This window comes from Mesorhizobium sp. ORS 3428, from assembly GCF_001854785.1.
Classification (GTDB): domain Bacteria; phylum Pseudomonadota; class Alphaproteobacteria; order Rhizobiales; family Rhizobiaceae; genus Mesorhizobium.
In genome coordinates, this window is sequence record NZ_MDFL01000001.1 from 190,062 (window position 1) to 205,076 (window position 15,015).

The following is a 15,015-nucleotide window of genomic DNA, read 5'->3' on the forward strand; positions in this document are numbered from 1 at the left end:
ACGGCGGGAGTCTAGGGTCATTTGGGTCACAGGCAAGCGGAAAATGTGCTGCATTGCGACGTGAATGTGAAATTTGCGACCTAGAATTTGTCGTTAGCCATTGAAACTCTTCGGCAAAAGCCGGCTTAGGACTTGTGCAAAAATTATGGCGGCGGCAAGGCGTGCCACACTACCATCGGCCGAACAGGCGGCCGTCGATGGTGATCAGGCCGAGTCCGATCAGCGCCATGCCCCCCATCTCGAAGAGCTGCAACCGCTCGCCGAGGAACAGGAAGCCGAGCAGCACCGCACTCAGCGGCACGATCAATGTGACCAGCGAGGCATTGGTGGCGCCGGCCGAGGCGACGAGGTTGAAATAGAGGATGTAGGCGAAGGCGGTGGACAACAGCGCCAGCCCCAGCACTGCGGCCCAGACCGGCGGCGAGGCCGAAAACAGTCCAGCCGGGCCGTAGGTCAGGAGCACGACAGGGATCATGATGATGGTCGAGGCGGTCAATTGTCCGGTGGCGATGACCGGCGACGGCACGCCCTTGAAGCGCCGCGCGATCATCAGCGCGACCGCGTAAGACACGGAGGCGCCGATCAGCGCGAACTTCGCCCAGACCGGACCGCCAAGCCCGGCTAACAGACCCGGTCCGATCATCACAGCCGTTCCGGCAACGCCGAGCGCGATGCCGACCAGCTTGTTCCAGGACAGCTTCTCATCGGCGGTCAGCGCATTGGCAAGGACCAGCGTCCAGAACGGCGTCGTGGCATTCAGTACCGAGGCGACACCGGCGCCGAGCTCTGTCTGGCCGGCGAAGATCAGCGAGAAGGGGATGACGTTGTTGCTGAGCGCCAGCAGGAAGAACAGGCCGGCACGAGGAAAGGCGAGGCTGAAAGACGGCCCGCGGACCGCCAGATAGAGCTGAAGCGCTGCCGCGGCGATAGCGACGCGAAACAGCACCAGCGCCAGCGGGTGGATCTCAGACACCGCAATGCGGGCAAAGAAGAACGAACCGCCCCAGATCGCGCCAAGCAGCAGCAGTTGTGCCCAGTCCTTGATCGTCATCGGTCCGCGCATCGCCGCGGCGCCAGCCGTCATCGTCATGTCGTCACCCTCCMAGGCCGATCGCAACCTCAGCCGCCGAACAGCTCCAACCAATATCCGGTTTGGCGGCAAGGGCCACCCGAAACCTGACCAAWGGCTTAGCGTTGGCAGAAAAGCGTGCGGCCGGCCGCGCGTGAAGGCGAGACACAGAACTGTTTTCTTTGGCGGCTAGCTAGGATTAATTGTGCGCGGCCAGATCAAGGATTCGTCCATGCAGCGATTCGAAAATGCCCGCGAGGCGGCACTGGCGCTTCGTCCGGACGATCCGGTCTACTGCTTCCGGCCCCAGGTGCTGAAGGCGGACGCCTTGCAGTTCATGGGCATGTTTCCCGGCAAGACCGCCTATGCGGTCAAGACCAATGGCGAGCAGATTGTGCTGAAGACGCTGGTGGAGGCGGGGGTCAGCGCTTTCGACGTGGCCTCGCCAGGCGAATTCGCAGCGGTGCGCGCCGTCTCGCCYGACGCCGAGATGCTCTACATGCATCCGGTCAAGGCGCAGTCGGACATCAAGCTGGCGCTGGAGAAATACGGTATCCGGGTGATTTCGCTCGACCATGAGGACGAGATCACCAAGCTGACGCGGGTGGTGCGGGCGCTCGACATCGACCCCGGCGCGGTGACGGTTTTTGTGCGCATCCAGACCAAGGGGCACGCGGCCTACGAGCTGTCGAAGAAATTCGGCGCCGGGCCCGCCAATGCGGTGGAGCTTGCCGAGCGGCTCAACCGGACCGGCTACAAGGTCGGGCTCTGCTTTCATGTCGGCAGCCAGATCGAGGATCCCGACACCTATGAGCGCGCGCTGGCTTCCGCCGACTGGGTGCGCAACCGGCTGACCTTCGACATTGCCGGGCTCGATGTTGGCGGCGGCTTTCCGGCCGAATATGGCCACGACCCCAATCGCAGGCACATCGAGATGCCTTCGCTCGGGCAACTGATGTCGCGGCTGGCAGGCGACCTCAAGGAATACCAGTTCGATGGGATGCCGCTGGTGGCCGAGCCCGGCCGCGTGATCGTCGCGCGCTGCCTGTCGCTGATCGTGCGCGTGCTTTTGCGCAAGGGCAAACGGCTCTACATCAATGACGGCATCTGGGCCTCGCTATCGGATTCATGGACGGGCAGGATCACGCTGCCCGCGCGCTTCATCCCCGATCCGGCGATCCGCACCCGCAATGGCGACGAGAAGACCATCATGCCGTTCAAGGTCTGCGGCGCGACTTGCGATTCCGTCGACATCCTGTCCAGGCCGTTCTGGCTGCCGGAAACGGTTGATACCGGCGACTGGATCGAGATCGGTCATATCGGCGCCTACTCGCTGTCGCTGAGGACGCGCTTCAACGGTTTTTATCCAGACACCTTCGTCGAACTGACGACGCCCTTCGACGAAGGCGACGTGCCGCAGGGGTTTGCGAGTTTGGAAACGATGGCGGACTAGCGAATAGGGAGTAGCGAATAGCGGTTAGGTCAAGGCATCGCTGCTGCGAACCCTATTGGCTACTCCCTATTCGCTTTCACAACTTCGCCAACAACTCCAACGTCGGCCAACCGTCCACCGGAAGGCCAAGCCGCATCTGTTCCTTGCGGATCGCTTCACGCGTGTTGGTTCCCAGGATGCCATCCACAGTACCTACGTCGTAGCCTTTCGCTTCGAGCTTGGTCTGCAACTCCTTCATCTGGTCGCCGTTGAGGCCGGGCTCGGGCGTGCGCGGGTCGAATGGCGGAGCACCGGCAAGCCGCGTTGCCAGCACCGCGGCGGTGAGCGCATAGGTGAAGGACTGGTTCCACTCTAGGTAAACGTCGAAATTGTCGTAGGTCAGGAAGGCTGGGCCCTTGCGACCCATCGGCAAGGCAAGCCCGRCCTTCAAGCCATTGTCGACCAGTGGCGTGCCGTTAGGATTGGTGACGCCCCACTGAGCCCATTGCGACAGAGGCAGCTTGTTGGTGCGGCCGGTCTGATCCCAGGGCATATCCTCAGGAACACGCACTTCCTCGACCCAGGGCTGGTCGCGCTTCCAGCCGCGCGACAGGATCTTGTCGGCCGTGGTCATGATCACGTCCGGCGCGCTGTTCCTGAGATCGACCGTGCCGTYGCCGTCGCCGTCGACGCCGCGGGCGAGGTAGTCGGTGGGCAGGATCTGCGTCTGGCCGATCTCGCCGGCCCAGGCACCCTTGACGTCGGCCGGCAGCACGCCGCGGTCGATCAAGGTCAGCAGCGGCACCAACTGAGGCCGGAAAAGCTGGGGCCGGCGACAGTCATGCGAGAGCGTGACCAGTGCATTCAGCGTATGGAAATCGCCCTGAACGGCGCCGAAATCGGTCTCCAATCCCCAGAAGGCGGTAATCACAGCCGGCTGGACGCCGAATTCCTTGTCGGCGCGCGCAAAGACATCGGCATATTTCTTCAGCTTGGCCGCGCCCTGCTTCAGCCGGTAGGCCGAGATCATGCGGTTCGAGAATTCAATGAAGGTCTGGGCGAAAACGCCCTGGGCGCGGTCGCGCGCCAGCACTTTCTGGTCGATCGTGGCATCTTCCAGGGCGTCGAGGCCGACAGCGCCGACGCCTGCGGCCTTGGCTTCCGTCGCGACACCCTGTTTCCAGGCTTCGAAATCGCCGCCGCATTCCTGCCCTGCAGCGGGCCAGGCGAAGGTGCCGACAACCAGCGCCGCCAACATATCAACGCGCAATCGCATCGCTTCCCTTTCGAGACCGCCGCAGGATCCATGGAGCCCGGCCGAGCTTAGGACAGGATCATGCGTAGATTTCAAAATTCAGGAGCGCCGTTCGGCACCCGGCAGGGGTGCGCCGCTCCGCGTCACCAGCGGTTGCAACTATCGCCGCCCGCCGTGTCGAAAAGCAGGCGCGAGGGCCGATGTCAACGGGTGTTCTGCCGCAACCACTTGTTCCAGGCGACTTCCGAGCCGTTGAAAACATTGATGTCGGATTTGCCGGTCATGCCGGGCACGATGCCGGTGCCGGTGTACTGCCAGAAGGTGAAAGGATGGCCGCCATACTTCTGGCGCGGATGGCCGGCGACGGAGCGCAGCCAGTAGGGATAGCCGCGGAACGTCGCCAACTGGTTGTCGTCGAAGAAGTCCAGCGAGGTGTAGATGATCGGCTTCTTGCCGTAATGGCGCTCGACCATTTCGAGGAAGGTGGCCATCTCGCTGCGCACCGTCGCGGGATCGGGACGCAGCCTGCAGGTCGGCGACTTCGGATTCCATTCCATGTCGAGCACCGGCGGCATTGCCGAGGGGTCTTTCGGAACGTTGGCGATGAACCAGCGCGCCTGGGTGGCGGCAGGCGTGCAGAAATAGAAGAAATGATAGGCCGCGCGCGGGATTCCGGCGGCCTTGGTGCGCGCCCAGTGCTCGTTGAAATAGTCGTCGAAGCGGTCGCCGCCCTCGGTCGCCTTGATGAAGGCGAAGGAGATGCCGCTGGCCTTGGCGGCCTGCCAGTCGACGGAAGTCTGGTATTTGGAGACATCGGTGCCATGGATGGCGTAGGTCCACGGCGCGCCGCTCTCCCATACATGCGGCTTCGAATCTTCGAAACGGGGTGCGCGCACCGCAACCGCGTGCGACGACGGCGCCAGCGGTGAAAGATCGTCCACGGTCGAGCAGGCGCCCAACAGCGTAAGCATCAGGATGGCCGCAAGACGGCGCATGATATCCCCCGAGCCGGGATCAGCCGGCCGCTGATGGGTCCTTCACTGATGGTGGTCGCTTACGCGGGCCCCCTCCGGACGGTCGCCCCACAGGACCGCCCCGATTCCTCCTAGATCGCCGAACATGGTTGATAATCCATTGACGGCGCTCGACTCCGGCAATGATTTTGCGGAAGCAATGGCGGCAAATCGATGACATAAAGCGTGCCGGAAATCCAAAAAGGCGGGGAAAATGCGGGCCGTCGTGAAGTTCATCAAATGGCTGCTGGGCCTTGTGGTGGTGGCGGTGGTCGCGCTCGTTGCGTGGCTCTATTTCGCGCCGCCGGAATTGATCCGCGTCGGTTCCGGCTATTCGGCCAAGATCGTCTGCTCCAACGTCTTCATTGCCGGCCGCGACCCGAATGAAGTGCTGGCGGTCGACGTGCAGGCGCCGGGCCATCCTCTGCTCCGCTTGATGAAGGTCTCCGTCGACAAGGAAAGGGGGCTTGTTTCGGCGGGCCTGCTCTGGGTGCTCGGCAAAAGCGTCGCGGTTGCGCGAGATGGGCTCGGCTGCGCTGCGGTTCCCAACGGCAATACCGGCAAGGCAAGGCAGACCTCAGTGCATGTCGAGCCTCTGGCCGCGGCTTCGCAGGATGCGCTTTGGCCCGAGGGTGAGAGGGTGGACGCCCCGCAAAACCCCGAGGTAGCGAAGATCGTCGGCGATCCCGCCATGGCCGGAACCGGCATGCGCGCGATCGTGGTCGTGAAGAACGGCCGCATCGTCGCCGAACGCTATGGCGACGGCTTTTCAGCCAAGACGCCGCTGCTCGGCTGGTCGATGACCAAGACCGTCAATGCCGCGATCGTCGGCACGCTGGTGAAGGACGGCAAGATGACGCTCGACAACAAGGGCCTGTTCGCGGCGTGGAAGGCCGACGGGCGCGCTGCCATCAGCCTCACCGACATGATGGCGATGTCCAGCGGGCTGGCGTTCAACGAGGATTATGGCGACGTCRCCGATGTGACGCGCATGCTCTATCTCGAACCGGATATGGCTGGGTTCGCCGAGGCCAAGCCRCTCGACGGCGAGGTCGGCAAGGTGTTTTCCTATTCGAGCGGCACGGCCGTCATGCTGTCGCGGCTGTGGCAGGACGCGATCGGCGACAAGGCCAAGGCGCTGGCCTGGCCGCGGACCGCGCTGTTCGAGCCGCTCGGCATGCGCAGCGCCGTGCTCGAGGCCGACGAGCAGGGCACGTTCGTCGGCTCGTCCTATCTCTACGCCACCGCGCATGACTGGGCGCGCTTCGGCCAGTTCCTGCTGCAGGGCGGTGTCTGGAACGGCGCGCAGATACTGCCTGCCGGCTTCGTCGACTGGATGCGGCAGCCGGCGCCGGCTTCAAAGGTCTACGGCAAGGGCCAGGTGTGGATCGAAGGTCCGGGCGACGAGGACAGTCCCGGCGCGGGCGCTGCCGCCGGCCTGCCCAGGGACACCTACTGGTTGGAAGGCCATGACGGCCAGACGGTGGCCATCGTTCCGTCGGAGCAACTGGTGGTGGTGCGGCTTGGACTGACGCCCGCCAAGTTCGGCTATCGGCCGCAGACGATGCTGGCGGCGCTGGTCAAGGCATTACATCAATAGGGGCTTTATTTTCGAGCGCCGATCACGGCGAGCCAGGCATAGCCGCGATAAAGCGTTCTGAAATCGAAGGTTGCGCCGGTGCGCTCGGATTCCGATTCAAGGACATCGCGCAGCGAGGCACGCGGCTCGACATGGAATTTCCGCAGCCAGCCGCGCAGCAACGCCCTGAACCAGCGCGGCAGGCTTTCCTGCTGGCCGAAATCGACGACATGCAGCGAGCCGCCGGGCGCAAGGGCGGTGAGTGCCGCCGAGACGGTTTTTTCCCAACCGGGGATCATCGATAGCGAATAGGATACGAAGACGCGGTCGAAGCGCTCCATGCCGAAAAGCGCCTTGGCGTCGAAGTCGGTAGCATCGCCGCGCGCCAGATTGATCCTCGCGGCAAGACCTTCGCGGGCTATCGCGGCGTTCGCCGTTTCCAGCATCTCGGCCGAGATGTCGAGTCCGCAGAAGCGGGCATCCGGGTAGCGGCGGGCGGCAAGCACGATGTTGCGGCCGGTGCCGCAGCCGAGCTCGAGCACGCTTCCGCCTTGCGGCACGTCGAGCCCGGCGATCAGCCGGTCACGGCCGAGCAGATAGTAWTTGCGGGTCAGGTCGTAGATATGGCGCTGCCAGCGATAGACGCTGTCCATCAGTTCGGCATGGCCGGCCGGCAGATCCGTCGTGCTCATGCGGCGCGCTTCACATAGAGGTGGAAGCCGCCATAGATCGCCGAGCGGTCCCTGGCCGAGAATTCGCGCGAGGCCTCGTCCTCATAGTGCCACTGGTCGAGCAGCGAGTTCGAGACGCGGCCCGGCAGCAGGCTGGGCTCGGCGGCGGTGCGGAAGATCACGCGCGCGCCGACCGAGGCTGTGCGGGTGATCTCGGTCCATAGATCGTTGAGCAGATCGTCGGTCATCCAGTCCTGTGCGTCGAGYAGGACGAAGCGGTCGACCGAGCCTGCATCCTTGTCGGCGAGGAACTTGATCAGGTTGGCATGGTGGATGGCGACGCGGTCGATGTTGGCGCGGATGGTCTGGTAGTTGCGCCGTTCGAGGTAGGCGGGCAAGGCGGCCTCGCCGGGCTCAGGATAGCGGCGGGCGAAAGCCTGCCAGGCGAAATAGTTGCTCTTCAGCGGGAAATCGCAGGCGAGCTTCTCCAGCCGCGCCTTCAAGACGCTGGCCATGCTGCCGTCGCCGGAGGTGATCAGCGAGTCGTACTGGGCCGGCGGGATGCCGAGACCGAAGAGCGAAGCCTTGCGCGACGTCGCCCAGCGCAGCAGTTTCTTGTCGAAGACCGGCGCCAGTTCCTCGTTGAAGAAGCGGCGCTGCTCGCCAAGGTTCTCGGCCTTCATGATGCCGGCCGGATCGACACCGAACAGTTTTGCCACCCGGTGACCCATCGCGATGAACAGGCCGAGCAGTCCCGTCTGATAGAAGTTGCGGTCGAAGACCGCGATGCGGCGCCGGCCGCGCCAGTTACGGCGCTCCCAATAGTGGCGGCTGACAGGATCGAGATGCGGCGCGATGAAGCGGTCGTAGGCTTCTGAATTGTGGCTGGTGCCGGCGGCGCCGAAGAAGCGGAACAGGTCGCCCTGCGACGGCAGATGGCGCACCGCTTCCAGCTTCATGCGGTTGAGCGCGATGTGCGCCGCGTTGAGGTCGACGGCATCGATCCGGGCCGGCGAGCGGGTGAGATAGGCCAGAATGTTGCAGCCGCCCGACGCGATCGTGACGACGCGATGGCCGGCGGCGAGCTGCATTGCATCCATGTCGACATCCGGATCTTCCCAGATCTGCGGATAGACTAGGCCGGAAAACAGGAAGGCGAAAAGCCGCTCGGAAATGCCTTCCTTGGACAGGGCGCGGTTCTGATAGACCGCTTTTCCGACTTCCTTGCCACGGCGAAAAACGAGTTCTCCCGATACATCCGACATGGCAAAGTGATTCTCCGTTTGCGTTGGCGCAAGCGGGTAGCGCAGCGTTGTGACAGGCGGGTGACAGGCTGTTGACGTTAAGTTGACGCCAAACAGCATCGTGATGGAGCGGATTCAGGAACGCGCTTTGGCCTTTATGCTCCCAAAACTGCTGCGCAGTTTTGGGAGACATGCATCACGCCTTGCCGAAGCCGCCGGGCGTCGGTGTGACAACGATGACGGCCTCGCCGGCATCGAGCGCTGTCTGGTCACAGGCGTTCAGGGTGTCGATCGAACCGTCGTTGCGTCTGACCTTGGTCGAGCCCGCCTCGCCAWCGCCGCCGCCGTTGAGGCCTTGGGGCGGGCGGTTCCGGTGCGAGGAGAGGATGGCGCACTCCATCTTCTCCAGGAAGCGGATGGTGCGCTTGGTGCCGTCGCCGGCGTTCCACTTGCCCTTGCCGCCGGAACCCTCGCGGATGTGGAAATCCTCAAGGACGACTGGGAAGCGCAGTTCGAGCACTTCGGGATCGGTGAGCCGCGAATTGGTCATGTGCGTGTGAACGCCTGATGTGCCGGCAAAGCCGCGGCCCGAATTCATCCGGCCGGCGGGAGAGCCCGAGCAGATCGTCTCGTAATATTGGTACTGCCGGTTGCCGAAGGTCAGGTTGTTCATCGTGCCTTGCGCGTTGGCCATCGCGCCCATGGCGCCGAACAGCGCGTTGGTGACGTGCTGCGAGGTCTCGACATTGCCGGCGACGACCGCCGCCGGATAGGCAGGCTTCAGCATCGAACCGTCCGGAATGACGATGTTGATCGGCCTCAGGCAACCGGCATTCATCGGGATCATGTCTTCGACCATGACGCGGAAGGCRTAGAGCACCGCCGCTCGCGCGACYGGCTCCGGCGCGTTGAAATTGTTCTTCATCACCGGCGAGGTGCCGGTGAAATCGACCGTCGCCTCGCGATTCTTGCGATCGACACTGATCCTGACCTTAATCACCTGACCGGTGTCGGTCGGGTATTCGTAGTCCGAAGTGTCTGGCAGGCGCTCCAGCACGCGGCGCACGCTCTCGGCGGCATTGTCCTGGACATGGGCCATATAGGCTTCGACGACATCGAGGCCGAAATGCGCGACCATCTTGCGCAGCTCCGCGACACCCTTTTCGTTGGCGGCGATCTGCGCCTTGAGGTCGGCGATGTTCTGGGCCGGGTTCCGGGCAGGGTAGGGATGGTCGGTCAGCAGCGTTTCCAGCTCCTTTTCGCGGAAGCGCCCGCGATCGACAATGCGGAAATTGTCGAACAGCACACCCTCTTCGTCGACGGTGGTGGCCAAAGGCGTCATTGAGCCGGGTGCCGTGCCGCCGACATCGGCGTGGTGGCCGCGCGAGGCTGCCCAAAACAGGATTTCCTTGCGAGCATCGTCGAAGACCGGCGTCACGACGGTGATGTCCGGCAGGTGCGTGCCGCCATTGTAAGGCGCGTTGAGCGCGAAGACGTCGCCCGGATGGATATCGCCTGAGTTGAGGCGGATGATGGTCTCGACCGAACGATCCATGGAGCCGAGATGCACCGGCATGTGCGGCGCGTTGGCGACCAGCGCGCCATGGCGGTCGAACACTGCGCAGGAAAAGTCCAGCCGTTCCTTGATGTTGACGGAATAGGCGGTGTTCTGTAGCGTCACGCCCATCTGCTCGGCGATCGACATGAAGAGGTTGTTGAACACCTCCAGCATTACCGGATCGGCTTCGGTGCCGACCGCTGCCTGGCGGCGCTTCTTCTCGATCCGACGCAGGAGCACGTGGTTCCTGGCGGTGATCTCGGCCTGCCATTCCGGCTCGACGACGATGGTCTGGTTCGGCTCGATGACGAGAGCGGGACCGGACACCTTGTGGCCGGGTTTCAGATCCCCGCGCCGGAAAATGCCGGCATCGCGCCAGGCGCCGTCGGCAAAGAATTGCCGGGTCTGCCAGGGACTTGCCGCTTTGTCTTCGAGACTTGATTCATTTTCGGCGGGGCCGGCGGTCCCGGCATCGCTGCCTTCGACACCGACCGCTTCGACGATCATTGGCTTGTTTTCGTAGACAAAGCCGAATTGCGCCTTGTGCGCGGCCTCGAATTCGCTTCTGGCACGGAAGATCGAGCCGTGCTCGAAATTCACCGGCAGCACCGTGTCGGTGCCGTCATAGCGGATCTGCAGGACCGGCTTCGAGGCAACGGCAGCTTCCGCAATGCCCTGCACCGCAAGCTCAGCGACGACGCCTTGATGCAATGCAGCAATCAATTCCTCGATCGACGAGCGGGACTCTTCGGCGAGAGGCTCGAGCAACGCCTGCTGGCGCGAGGCGAAAACCGTCGACAGCCCGATGCCGTAAGCCGACAGCAATCCGGAGAAAGGATGGATGAGGACCGCTTCCATGCCGAGCGCATCGGCAACGAGGCAGGCGTGCTGGCCGCCGGCGCCGCCGAAGCAGTTCAAGAGATATTCGGTGACGTCGTAGCCGCGCTGCACCGAGATCTTCTTGATGGCATTGGCCATGTTCTCGACTGCTATGGTGACGAAACCTTCGGCCACCGCTTCCGGCGAGCGCCCATCGCCGATCTCGGCGGCGAGCGACGCGAATTTTTCGCGCACGGTGCCGACATCGAGCGGCTGGTCCTGGCCGGGGCCGAAGATCGCCGGGAAGAAATCCGGCTGCAGTTTGCCGAGCATGACATTGGCGTCGGTGACGGCGAGCGGCCCGCCGCGCCTGTAAGCGGCCGGACCGGGGTTGGCGCCGGCAGAATCGGGGCCGACGCGGAAGCGGTCGGACTCGTAATGCAGGATCGAGCCGCCGCCGGCGGCGACGGTGTGGATGCGCATCATCGGCGCGCGGATGCGCACGCCGGCCACCTCGGTGTCGAAGGCGCGCTCGTATTCGCCGTCATAATGGGCGACGTCGGTCGAGGTGCCGCCCATGTCGAAACCGATGACCTTGTCGAAGCCGGCGAGCCTGGCCGTCTCGACCATGCCGACGACACCGCCGGCCGGGCCGGACAGCAGCGCGTCCTTGCCCTGGAACATGTCGGCGGCGGTCAACCCGCCCGACGACATCATGAACATCAGGCGGGGAGATTGTCTGATCTCCATCTCTGTGGGGGAGATTGGCGCCGCGCCCAGTTCTGCGGCCACCCTTTGCACGTAGCGCGACAGGATCGGCGACAGATAGGCATCGACCACAGTGGTGTCGCCGCGGCCGACCAGCTTGATCAGCGGCGAGACCTCGTGGCTGACGGAGATCTGGCTGAAGCCAATCTTGCGGCAGACCTTGGCCACCGCCTTTTCGTGGCCCGGATATTTCCAGGCATGCATGAACACGATGGCGACCGCATCGATGCCGTCGGCCTTGGCCTGCTCGATGGCCGGGCGGCAGGCGGCGATGTCGAGCAGGCGCTCGACGCAACCGTCGGCACGCACGCGTTCGTCGATCTCGATCACCCGCTCGTAAAGCTGTTCGGGCAGGATGATCTCCTTGGCGAAAATGTCCGGCCGAGCCTGATAGGCGATGCGAAGAGCGTCGCGAAAACCCTTGGTGATGAGCAGGAGCACGCGGTCACCCTTGCGCTCGAGGAGCGCATTGGTGGCGACAGTGGTGCCCATCTTGATGTCGCAGATGCGGTCCGGGGGAATGGAGGCGCCGGATTTCAGGCCAAGCAGGTCACGGATGCCCTGGATGGCGGCATCGGAATAGGCTTCAGGATTCTCCGATAAAAGCTTGCGGGGGTGCAGTTGGCCTTGCGGGTCACGGCCGATGACGTCGGTGAAGGTGCCGCCCCGGTCGATCCAGAAGTCCCATTTCTTGTTGGCTGCGGCTTGCTGCATTCTGTTTGTCCGATATGTGCGAGAACATATTCTGTTAGTGCGCCTTTTCGGCCCCGGCAATCGCCAGTTGATGTTACATACGGAAACCCAACGTTACGAAACCGGCGCGCCGCTTGATGCATTTCTTCTCTAACCGTTCACCGAAATGTGAGCGTTTATGGAAGGAGAGATACCATGAAGAAGCTCATTCTGGCGTCTGTTTCGGCGCTCGCCCTGCTGGGGGTCGCGGCTTGCAGCGAAAGCGGCACAGACAAAACGACTACCCAGAGCACCAACCCGCCGGCCAACGAACAGCCGATGAAGCCCGCCAATCCTGACACTTCGAAGCCTGCTCAACCGGCAACACCTCCGGCCGCGCCCGCGAAGTAAGGTTGATCTGATGGACGCAGGAAGGCCGGCCTCGCGCCGGCCTTCTCTTTATCGGGGCTGCGGTCAATGACCGCTAGACCTGCGGCATTGTCCCGGCTTGATAGAGACGGCCGGTTCGCACTAAGAAGCCGGCATGTCGATTTGGGACCGTCTCGGCGACTTCATCGCTCGTGTTTCGTCGTCGGCGTCCTCGGGCGTTGCCGATGTCGTCGAGGCCGTGCGGACCGTGTTCTCCGGCGATCCGGATCTGCGCCGTCGCGTTGCTTTCTCGGTGGCGATGATCGCGCTCTCGGCCAAGATGGCCAAGGCCGATGGCATCGTCACCCAGGACGAGGTGCGCGCCTTCCAGGAAATCTTCGAGGTGCCGCCGAGTGAAACGCGCAATGTGGCGCGCCTCTACGACCTCGCCAAACGCGATGTGGCCGGGTTCGAAATCTATGCCCAGCGCATGGCGCAGCTCTGCGGTTCCGGCCATGCGAATTGCATGATGCTGGAAGATATACTCGACGGGCTGTTCCACATCGCCAAGGCAGACGGCCTGATCCACGAGCGGGAAGGGCAATTCCTGCATCGCATTGCAGAGATCTTCCGGATCGACGAGGCGCACTACCAGGCGATCCTGTCGCGGCATGTCAATCTCGGTGCCGCCGATCCATATGTTGTTCTCGGCATTGAGCGGGGCAAGCCGTTCGAGGAGGTCAGAAAGCGCTACCGCAAGCTGATCTCCGACAATCACCCGGACAGGCTGATCGCACGCGGCCTGCCGCAGGAGTTCATCAAGATCGCCACGACAAGGGTCGCGGCGATCAACGCCGCCTATGAGATGATCGAACGGGGTCTCAGGCACGTATGAGCGGTTTCCTCCCCGACCAGCCGGGTGCCGAGGTCAGGGTGTCGCCGAATTTCGGTACGCGACGCGAGACGCTCAGGCCCGACATGATCGTGCTGCACTATACCGGCATGCCGACCGGCGCCGGCGCCGAAGCCTGGTTGTGCGATCCGGCAAGCGAGGTGTCCTCGCATTATCTTGTCCACGAAGACGGCCGCATCGTGCAGATGGTGCGCGAGAGCGACCGTGCCTGGCATGCCGGCAAGGGCTCATGGTTCGGGCGCACCGACGTCAACTCCTGTTCGGTCGGCATCGAGATCGTCAATCCTGGGCATTCCCTCGGCTACAGGGCCTTTCCGAAGCGGCAGATCRATGCCGTCATCGGCCTGTGCGCCGGGATCACCGGCCGGCACTCCATTCCACCCCAAAGGGTGCTTGCACATTCCGACGTCGCGCCCGGGCGCAAGGTCGACCCGGGCGAGAAGTTTCCCTGGAAGGTGCTTTTTGCGGCCGGCGTCGGCCATCTCGTTCCCGCGGCCCCGATGAGGCCGGGCGCAGCGCTGAAGGCCGGCGACACGGGCGCCGACGTCGAGGCGCTGCAGTCGATGCTGGCGCTCTACGGCTACGGCGTCGAGATATCGGGTGTCTTCGATCGCCAGACCGAAATCGTGGTAGCGGCGTTTCAGCGGCATTTCCGGCGGCGGCAGGTCGATGGTGTGGCGGACGGCTCGACGATCCGCACGCTGGAAAGGCTGCTGGCTTCCGTTAGGGCACCTTCACCCAAATAATCTCGCTAGGCTTCTCAAATTACAATTTGTCATACAATGTGAATTGCCTCGCCTTCATTGGCGCCAATTCGCTCTTCAAAGGCGTCTCCCGCAAGTTGTCGGACGTCAATCCCCCCAAGATGCTCCGATGTTGAATTGGCCTAGCCGTGCGAAGTTCTTCGCACGGTTCTAACTGAACAGGACTACATGCAAAATTTGACCGTTGTAGCGGCAGCCGTTGCTGCCGGAGTGATGACTTTTGCCTTCAGCCCGGCGAACAGCGCGCCAATGAGCCCGCGAGCAGACACCGGCTTTGCCGCAGCTCACGCCACACAGAAGGCAACCTCGGACAGCAAAACTGCAAAAGCCGAGACAGCCGCCCGGGCAAGGGTGCAGAAAGCCGCCATATCGAGGCAGGCGAAATCAACGGTCAAACGCCATTCAAGGCGCGGCAGGCAGATCATCGATCTGACAGCAACAGCCTCCATTCGCGCCGAAAAGCCAGCCTCGTCGTCCTCCGCCGGCGGCGACCAGTATTCGGCGATCATCGCCCGCTATGCGGCAAGCTACGGCGTGCCTGTGTCGCTCGCCAAGGCGGTCATCAAGATCGAAAGCAACTACCGGCCGAACATGGTCGGCAGCGCCGGGGAGATCGGCCTGATGCAGATCAAGCCGGCGACGGCGCGGATGATGGGCTATACCGGCTCGGCCAAGGGACTGTTCGATCCCGACACCAACATCAAATACGGCATGAAATACCTCGCCATGGCGCAAGGCCTCGGCGGCGGCACGACCTGCGGCACGATCCTAAAATACAATGCCGGTCACGGCGCGACGCGGATGAATCCGGTCTCGGCCGCCTATTGCAGCAAGGTGAAGGTGCAGATGGCAGCGGTCGGTTCGCCTGCTTGAAGCGATAGCTGCTTTT

At 63.3% G+C, this 15,015-nt stretch carries 12 protein-coding genes; 6 read left to right on the plus strand and 6 right to left on the minus strand.

Going from position 1 to position 15,015, the window contains the following annotated elements:
- Positions 1 to 169 precede the first annotated feature (169 nt).
- A complete protein-coding gene (locus ORS3428_RS00835) occupies positions 170 to 1,090 on the minus strand; it encodes a DMT family transporter (protein ID WP_071093902.1) in 921 nt (306 codons plus the stop codon).
- A gap of 211 nt (positions 1,091 to 1,301) precedes the next feature.
- Here ORS3428_RS00835 and ORS3428_RS00840 point away from each other — a divergent pair, with 211 nt between their 5' ends.
- On the plus strand, positions 1,302 to 2,522 hold the full coding sequence (locus ORS3428_RS00840) for an alanine racemase (protein ID WP_071094046.1): 1,221 nt from the start codon (positions 1,302 to 1,304) through the stop codon (positions 2,520 to 2,522).
- Between the two features lie 76 nt (positions 2,523 to 2,598).
- On the opposite strand, the gene ORS3428_RS00845 is transcribed toward ORS3428_RS00840, so the two are convergent.
- Complete coding sequence (locus tag ORS3428_RS00845) at positions 2,599 to 3,777, minus strand: lytic murein transglycosylase (RefSeq protein ID WP_071093903.1); 1,179 nt, start codon at positions 3,775 to 3,777, stop codon at positions 2,599 to 2,601.
- A gap of 182 nt (positions 3,778 to 3,959) precedes the next feature.
- Positions 3,960 to 4,751, minus strand: a complete 792-nt coding sequence (locus ORS3428_RS00850; RefSeq protein WP_071093904.1) for a glycoside hydrolase family 25 protein — start codon at positions 4,749 to 4,751, stop codon at positions 3,960 to 3,962.
- 232 nt (positions 4,752 to 4,983) lie between these two features.
- Between ORS3428_RS00850 and ORS3428_RS00855 the strand changes: the two genes are divergently transcribed.
- Positions 4,984 to 6,369, plus strand: coding sequence for a serine hydrolase domain-containing protein (locus tag ORS3428_RS00855; RefSeq protein ID WP_071093905.1), 1,386 nt, complete (start codon positions 4,984 to 4,986; stop codon positions 6,367 to 6,369).
- Between the two features lie 5 nt (positions 6,370 to 6,374).
- On the opposite strand, the gene ORS3428_RS00860 is transcribed toward ORS3428_RS00855, so the two are convergent.
- From ORS3428_RS00860 to ORS3428_RS00870, 3 genes are all read right to left on the minus strand, one after another.
- On the minus strand, positions 6,375 to 7,040 hold the full coding sequence (locus tag ORS3428_RS00860; protein ID WP_071093906.1) for a class I SAM-dependent methyltransferase: 666 nt from the start codon (positions 7,038 to 7,040) through the stop codon (positions 6,375 to 6,377).
- Positions 7,037 to 8,284 (minus strand): DUF3419 family protein, encoded by a 1,248-nt coding sequence (locus ORS3428_RS00865; RefSeq protein ID WP_071093907.1) that lies wholly within the window; start codon positions 8,282 to 8,284, stop codon positions 7,037 to 7,039. The genes ORS3428_RS00860 and ORS3428_RS00865 overlap by 4 nt, the downstream gene beginning before the upstream one ends.
- 175 nt (positions 8,285 to 8,459) lie before the next feature.
- Positions 8,460 to 12,122 (minus strand): hydantoinase B/oxoprolinase family protein, encoded by a 3,663-nt coding sequence (locus tag ORS3428_RS00870; protein ID WP_071093908.1) that lies wholly within the window; start codon positions 12,120 to 12,122, stop codon positions 8,460 to 8,462.
- Between the two features lie 174 nt (positions 12,123 to 12,296).
- Here ORS3428_RS00870 and ORS3428_RS00875 point away from each other — a divergent pair, with 174 nt between their 5' ends.
- The 4 genes from ORS3428_RS00875 (at position 12,297) to ORS3428_RS00890 (ending at position 14,999) form a co-directional block, all read left to right on the plus strand.
- Positions 12,297 to 12,491: a hypothetical protein gene (locus ORS3428_RS00875; RefSeq protein WP_071093909.1), complete on the plus strand. Its 195-nt coding sequence runs from the start codon at positions 12,297 to 12,299 to the stop codon at positions 12,489 to 12,491.
- A gap of 133 nt (positions 12,492 to 12,624) precedes the next feature.
- On the plus strand, positions 12,625 to 13,344 hold the full coding sequence (locus tag ORS3428_RS00880) for a J domain-containing protein (protein WP_071093910.1): 720 nt from the start codon (positions 12,625 to 12,627) through the stop codon (positions 13,342 to 13,344).
- The gene (locus ORS3428_RS00885; protein ID WP_071093911.1) at positions 13,341 to 14,108 is read left to right on the plus strand and encodes an N-acetylmuramoyl-L-alanine amidase; all 768 of its coding nucleotides are present in this window, start codon (positions 13,341 to 13,343) and stop codon (positions 14,106 to 14,108) included. The genes ORS3428_RS00880 and ORS3428_RS00885 overlap by 4 nt, the downstream gene beginning before the upstream one ends.
- 186 nt (positions 14,109 to 14,294) lie before the next feature.
- A complete protein-coding gene (locus ORS3428_RS00890) occupies positions 14,295 to 14,999 on the plus strand; it encodes a lytic transglycosylase domain-containing protein (RefSeq protein WP_071093912.1) in 705 nt (234 codons plus the stop codon).
- The last annotated feature ends 16 nt before the right edge of the window (positions 15,000 to 15,015 follow it).

Coding starts and splice junctions, on each gene's coding strand:
- ORS3428_RS00835 (WP_071093902.1), bottom strand. CDS start 1,090: ATGACGATGACGGCTGGCGCCGCGGCGATGCGCGGACCGATGACGATC.
- ORS3428_RS00850 (WP_071093904.1), bottom strand. CDS start 4,751: ATGCGCCGTCTTGCGGCCATCCTGATGCTTACGCTGTTGGGCGCCTGC.
- ORS3428_RS00875 (WP_071093909.1), top strand. CDS start 12,297: ATGAAGAAGCTCATTCTGGCGTCTGTTTCGGCGCTCGCCCTGCTGGGG.
- ORS3428_RS00880 (WP_071093910.1), top strand. CDS start 12,625: ATGTCGATTTGGGACCGTCTCGGCGACTTCATCGCTCGTGTTTCGTCG.
- ORS3428_RS00890 (WP_071093912.1), top strand. CDS start 14,295: ATGCAAAATTTGACCGTTGTAGCGGCAGCCGTTGCTGCCGGAGTGATG.